At 65.7% G+C, this 5,107-nt stretch carries 5 protein-coding genes; all 5 read left to right on the top strand.

What is annotated here, in order from left to right:
- Positions 1–87 precede the first annotated feature (87 nt).
- Complete coding sequence (locus tag APY03_RS31635) at positions 88–834, top strand: FadR/GntR family transcriptional regulator (protein ID WP_068683407.1); 747 nt, start codon at positions 88–90, stop codon at positions 832–834.
- A 70-nt stretch (positions 835–904) separates the two neighbouring features.
- Positions 905–2,281 (top strand): ABC transporter substrate-binding protein, encoded by a 1,377-nt coding sequence (locus tag APY03_RS31630; protein ID WP_068683405.1) that lies wholly within the window; start codon positions 905–907, stop codon positions 2,279–2,281.
- Between the two features lie 22 nt (positions 2,282–2,303).
- On the top strand, positions 2,304–3,182 hold the full coding sequence (locus APY03_RS31625; RefSeq protein ID WP_068683403.1) for a carbohydrate ABC transporter permease: 879 nt from the start codon (positions 2,304–2,306) through the stop codon (positions 3,180–3,182).
- The gene (locus tag APY03_RS31620; RefSeq protein ID WP_068683401.1) at positions 3,179–4,030 is read left to right on the top strand and encodes a carbohydrate ABC transporter permease; all 852 of its coding nucleotides are present in this window, start codon (positions 3,179–3,181) and stop codon (positions 4,028–4,030) included. Before APY03_RS31625 ends, APY03_RS31620 begins: the two co-directional genes overlap by 4 nt.
- 21 nt (positions 4,031–4,051) lie before the next feature.
- On the top strand, positions 4,052–5,107 hold a 1,056-nt coding region (locus APY03_RS31615), incomplete at its 3' end, for an ABC transporter ATP-binding protein (protein WP_068683399.1).

Raw genomic sequence — 5,107 nt, 5'->3', positions numbered from 1 at the left:
AAGCGCACCGCAAAAACAGAACCCAAAGCACCCCCACCCCACCCCTCCCCCGGCGGGCGAGGAAGCAATGCCGAAGGCAAGGGGCGCATGAGCAAGAACATCCACGGCCGAACACTCGATCTGCTCGGCGAGGCCATCGTCTCGCGCCGCTACGCGATCGGCGCGCCGATGCCCGCCGAGCCCCTGCTGTGCGAGGAATTCGGCGTCAGCCGTACGGTGGTGCGGGAGGCGGTGAAGTCGCTGGTGGCCAAGGGGCTGATCGTCACCGGCCCCAAGGTCGGCACGCGCGTGCTGCCCGAAGACCGCTGGAACTGGTTCGACCCCGACGTCATCACCTGGCAGGCGCGCGCCGGCCTCACGCCAGAGTTCCTGCGCGACCTGCTGGACCTGCGTCGGGTGGTCGAGCCCGCGGCCGTGCGGCTGGCGGCCGAGCGCGCGACCGCGGCCGACATCGAGGCCATCGAAGAGGCCTACGCCGGCATGAAGCGGGCGATCGAGCACGGCGGCGATTACGTCACCAGCGACCTGCGCTTTCACCACGGCCTGCTCGCGGCCGCGCAGAACCGCATGCTGGCGCAGATGAGCAAGGCGCTGGACGCGCTGCTGCGCACCAGCTTCGAGCTCTCCACCGCCAAGAAGGACGGGCCTGCGCTGTCGCTGCCGATGCACCGCGCGGTGCTCGATGCAGTCATCGCCCACAACCCGGCACGGGCCGAGCGTGCCATCGTCAAGCTGATCGACGGCGCGCGCGAGGACATCGAGGAAGTGCTCTCGTCGCGCCGGCGGCTACCGCGCCTCGGTCGCCCACCGCCACGGCTCAAGGCCGCCGCTTGACGCCGCCGCATCCCAGGTTTTTTCCAGCCCCGCTCGTGGATCGAGCATCCCACCCAAGAGGAGACAAAGCATGAAATTCAAGGCACTCGTGATTCCCGCCCTGGCTGCGCTGGGGCTGGCTGTTGCCGGTCAGGCGGCAGCCCAGGAAAAGCTCACCGTCTGGTGGGTCAAGGGCTTCTACAAGGCGGAGGACGACGCCCTGTTCGCGGCCATCAAGAAGTTCGAGGACAAGCACAAGAACGTGAAGGTCGAGCTCTCGCAGTACCCGGTGCAGGACATGATCCCGAAGACCGTGTCGGCGCTCGATTCCGGCAGCCCGCCCGACGTGGCCTATGCCGACGTCTACGACTTCCAGGTCACCGGCAAGTGGGCCTTCGACGGCAAGCTGGAGGACATCAGCAGCGTGATCTCGCCGATGCAGGCGCGCTTCGCACCGAACACGGTGGAGACCACCTTCCTCTACAACGACCAGACGAAGTCGAAGGCCTATTACGCCTTCCCGATCAAGCAGCAGACGATGCACATCGAATACTGGAAGGACATGCTGGAGGAGGCGGGCTTCAAGGAATCGGACATTCCGACAACGTGGAAGGAGTACTGGTCATTCTGGTGCGAGAAGGTGCAACCGGCGAGCCGGCAGAAGACCGGCAGGCGCACCTTCGGCATCGGCATGCCGATGGGCGTGGACTCGAGCGACTCCTTCTATTCCTTCCTGACCTTCATGGACGCCTACAACGTCAAGCTGGTCAACGACAGCGGCAAGCTGCTGGTCGACGATCCCCAGGTGCGCACCGGGCTGATCGGCGCGGTCACCGACTACACCACCCCCTACACCAAGGGCTGCACGCCGCCCTCGGCGACGAGCTGGAAGGACCCGGACAACAACGTCGCCTTCCACAACAAGACGACCGTGATGACGCACAACGCGACCATCTCGATCGCAGCGAAGTGGCTGGATGACATGAACAACGCTTCGCTCACTCCGGAGCAGCGCGAGGAGGCGAAGAAGAACTTCATCGAGCGCATCCGCACGGCCGGCTTCCCGAGCAAGCCCGACGGCAGCAAGATGGTCTACCGCACGGCGGTGAAGACCGGCGTGATCTTCAAGGACGCGAAGAACAAGGCGCGAGCCAAGGAGTTCGTGAGCTTCCTGCTGCAGGAGGAGAACCTCACCCCCTATGTCGAGGGATCGCTGGGCCGCTGGTTCCCGGTCACGAAGGCAGGGCAGGCGAGCCCGTTCTGGAAGGCCGATCCGCATCGTCAATCGGTGTTCAACCAGTACGCCGCCGGCACCGTGCCCTTCGAATTCACCAAGAACTACAAGTTCACCATCCTCAACAACGAGAACGTCTGGGCCAAGGCGATGAACCGGGTCATCAACGACAAGGTGCCGGTGGACAAGGCGGTCGACGAGATGATCGAGCGCATCAAGACCGTCGCGCGCTGACGCACCGGCAGGCGGCTTCATCATGAGCTCCACCGCAAGCGCCGTTGCCGGCAGCGCTGCCGGCACCGCCACGGCTGCCGCGCGCCCCGGGCGCTGGCAGTTCTGGGGTCGGCTGATGGTCGTGCCCTACCTGCTGGTGTTCGCGGTCTTCGTGCTCTACCCGGTGTGCTACGGGCTGTGGCTGGCGCGCCATCCGCAGAGCTACGTGCACCTGGTGGACGATCCGATCTTCTTCCGCTCGGTGGTCAACACCTTCGTGTTCCTGGTGGTGGCGATCAACGTGAAGATGCTGGCGGCGCTGGTGCTCTCGGGCTTCTTCGTGCAGTCGCGCTGGTGGATCAAGATCCTGGGGGGCATCTTCATCCTGCCCTGGGCGATGCCCTCGATCCCGACCATCCTGTCGGTGCGCTTCATGCTCAACCCGGAGTGGGGGGTGATCAACACCACCATCTTCCGGCTGACCGGCGCCGACGGTCCCAACTGGCTCAACGATCCGACGCTGGCGCTCGGCTTCGCGATGCTGATGCACATCTGGAAGTCGCTGCCCTTCTGGACGCTGATCCTGGTGGCCGGCCGGCTCGCGATTCCGAGCGAGCAGTACGAGGCGGCCTCGGTCGACGGTGCGACGTCGTGGCAGAAGTTCCGCTTCATCAGCTGGCCCTCTTTGCGCACGCTCTACCTGACTTCCACCATCCTCTCGATGATCTGGACGCTCGGCGATTTCAACAGCGTCTACCTGCTGACCGGCGGAGGCCCGGCCGACCTCACGCATGTCCTGGCAACGCTGGGCATCCGCTATCTCCGGCTGGACCAGGTGGACTTGTCGATGGCGTCGATCGTGGTGGCGATGCCGTTGGTGCTTCCCTTGGTGTACTTCATGATGAAGAGACTCTCCAAATGAAGCGCCTGACCTTCAAATCCGTCACGACGGAGGCCAAGCTGCTGCTGATCGGCATCCCGGTGCTGCTCTGGACGCTGATCCCGGTCTACCACATGGTGCTGTTCGCGATCTCGCCGCGCGACTCGGCCACCTCGGGGCGGCTGTGGCCCAAGGCGCCGACGCTGGACAACTTCCGCATCGTCTTCCAGCAGAAGCATTTCTACCTCGACCATTTCTGGGTGCAGCTGGGCAACTCGCTGCTGATCGCGGTTTCGGTGGGCGTCCTCACGCTCTTCGTCGCGACCACGGCGGCCTTCGCGATCAGCCGGCTCAAGGTGCGCGGCGGCCGCACGGTGATGAACATGGCGCTGTTCACCTATTTCATCCCCGCGGCCTTCCTGGCGGTGCCCATGTACAAGACCATGGGCAACTACGGCCTGCTCAACAGCCAGTGGGCGCTGATCCTCGCGATGGTGACCATCGCGTCGCCGTACTGCATCTGGGTGCTCAAGCAGGCTTCGGACAAGCTGCCCTACGAGCTCGACGAGGCCGCGCGCATGGACGGTGCATCGCCGCTGCAGTTGTTTCGCCTGGTGTACCTGCCGCTGATGGTGCCCTCGCTGGTGGCGGTCGGCACCTACTCTCTGCTGCTGGCCTGGAACGAGTACCTCTATGCCTTCCTGCTGTTGTCGAACGACCGCAGCGTCACGCTGGCGGTGGCGCTCGGCAATTTCCTCGCGGCCGACGATTCGCCCTGGGAGCTGCTGATGGCCACCGGCCTGATCTACGCGCTGCCGCCGGCGGCAATCTATTACGCCTTCAAGCGCTACATGGTGGGCGGCCTGACCGCGGGCGCCGTGAAGAGCTGAGAACGCAAGGGACGAACAAAGATGGCGACCGTATCCTTTCGCAACGTCAAGAAGTCCTTCGGCAAGACCGAGATCATCCAGGGCCTGGGCTTCGACATCGCCGACGGCGAGTTCGTGGTGCTGGTCGGGCCCTCGGGCTGCGGCAAGTCGACCTTGCTGCGCATGCTGGCGGGCCTGGAGGACATCACCGGCGGCGAGATCCTGATCGACGGCCGGGTGGTGAACGAGCTCGAGTCCAAGGATCGCGACATCGCGATGGTGTTCCAGAGCTATGCGCTCTATCCGCACATGACGGTGGGCGAGAACATGGGCTTCAGCCTGCGCCTGCGCAATGCCGACAAGGGCGTCACCGAGCAGCGCGTGGCCGATGCCGCGAAGATCCTCAACCTCGCTGCGCTGCTCGGCCGCTACCCGCGCGAGCTCTCGGGCGGCCAGCGCCAGCGGGTGGCCATGGGGCGCGCGATCGTGCGAGACCCGAAGGTGTTCCTGTTCGACGAGCCGCTGTCCAATCTCGACGCCAAGCTGCGCGTGGCGATGCGCGCCGAGATCAAGTCACTGCACCAGCGGCTCAAGACCACGACGGTGTACGTCACGCACGACCAGATCGAGGCCATGACCATGGCCGACCGCATCGTCGTGATGCACGACGGCATCGTCGAGCAGATCGGTACCCCGCTGGCGCTCTACGACCGGCCCGACAACCTGTTCGTGGCGCAGTTCATCGGCTCGCCTGCGATGAACGTGGTCGAGGGCGTGCTCCGGCGCAACGGCGAGGGCGCGAGCGTCGAGGCCCATGGCGCGCGATGGCCCGCGCCGGCCACGACCCAGGCGGCCGACGGCCAGGCGGTGCACTACGGAATCCGGCCCGGCGACATCGTGCTGGCCGGCGCGGGCAGCGGCGTGCCGGCCCGCGTGATCGTGGTGGAGCCCACCGGCAACGAGACGGAGCTCCTCGTGCAGGTTGGCGAGGCCAGGCTCAGCCTGGTGGTGCACGGCCGCGTGCAGGCGGCGCCGGACGACACCATCGGCCTGGTGATCCGCCCCGACAGCGCCCATCTGTTCGACCGGCAGAGCGGG

Source organism: Variovorax sp. WDL1 (assembly GCF_001541225.1).
In the GTDB taxonomy this organism is placed as follows: Bacteria; Pseudomonadota; Gammaproteobacteria; order Burkholderiales; family Burkholderiaceae_C; genus Variovorax.
The sequence above is the reverse complement of the archived record's forward strand: the minus strand, read 5'-3'. Positions and strand labels throughout refer to the sequence as shown.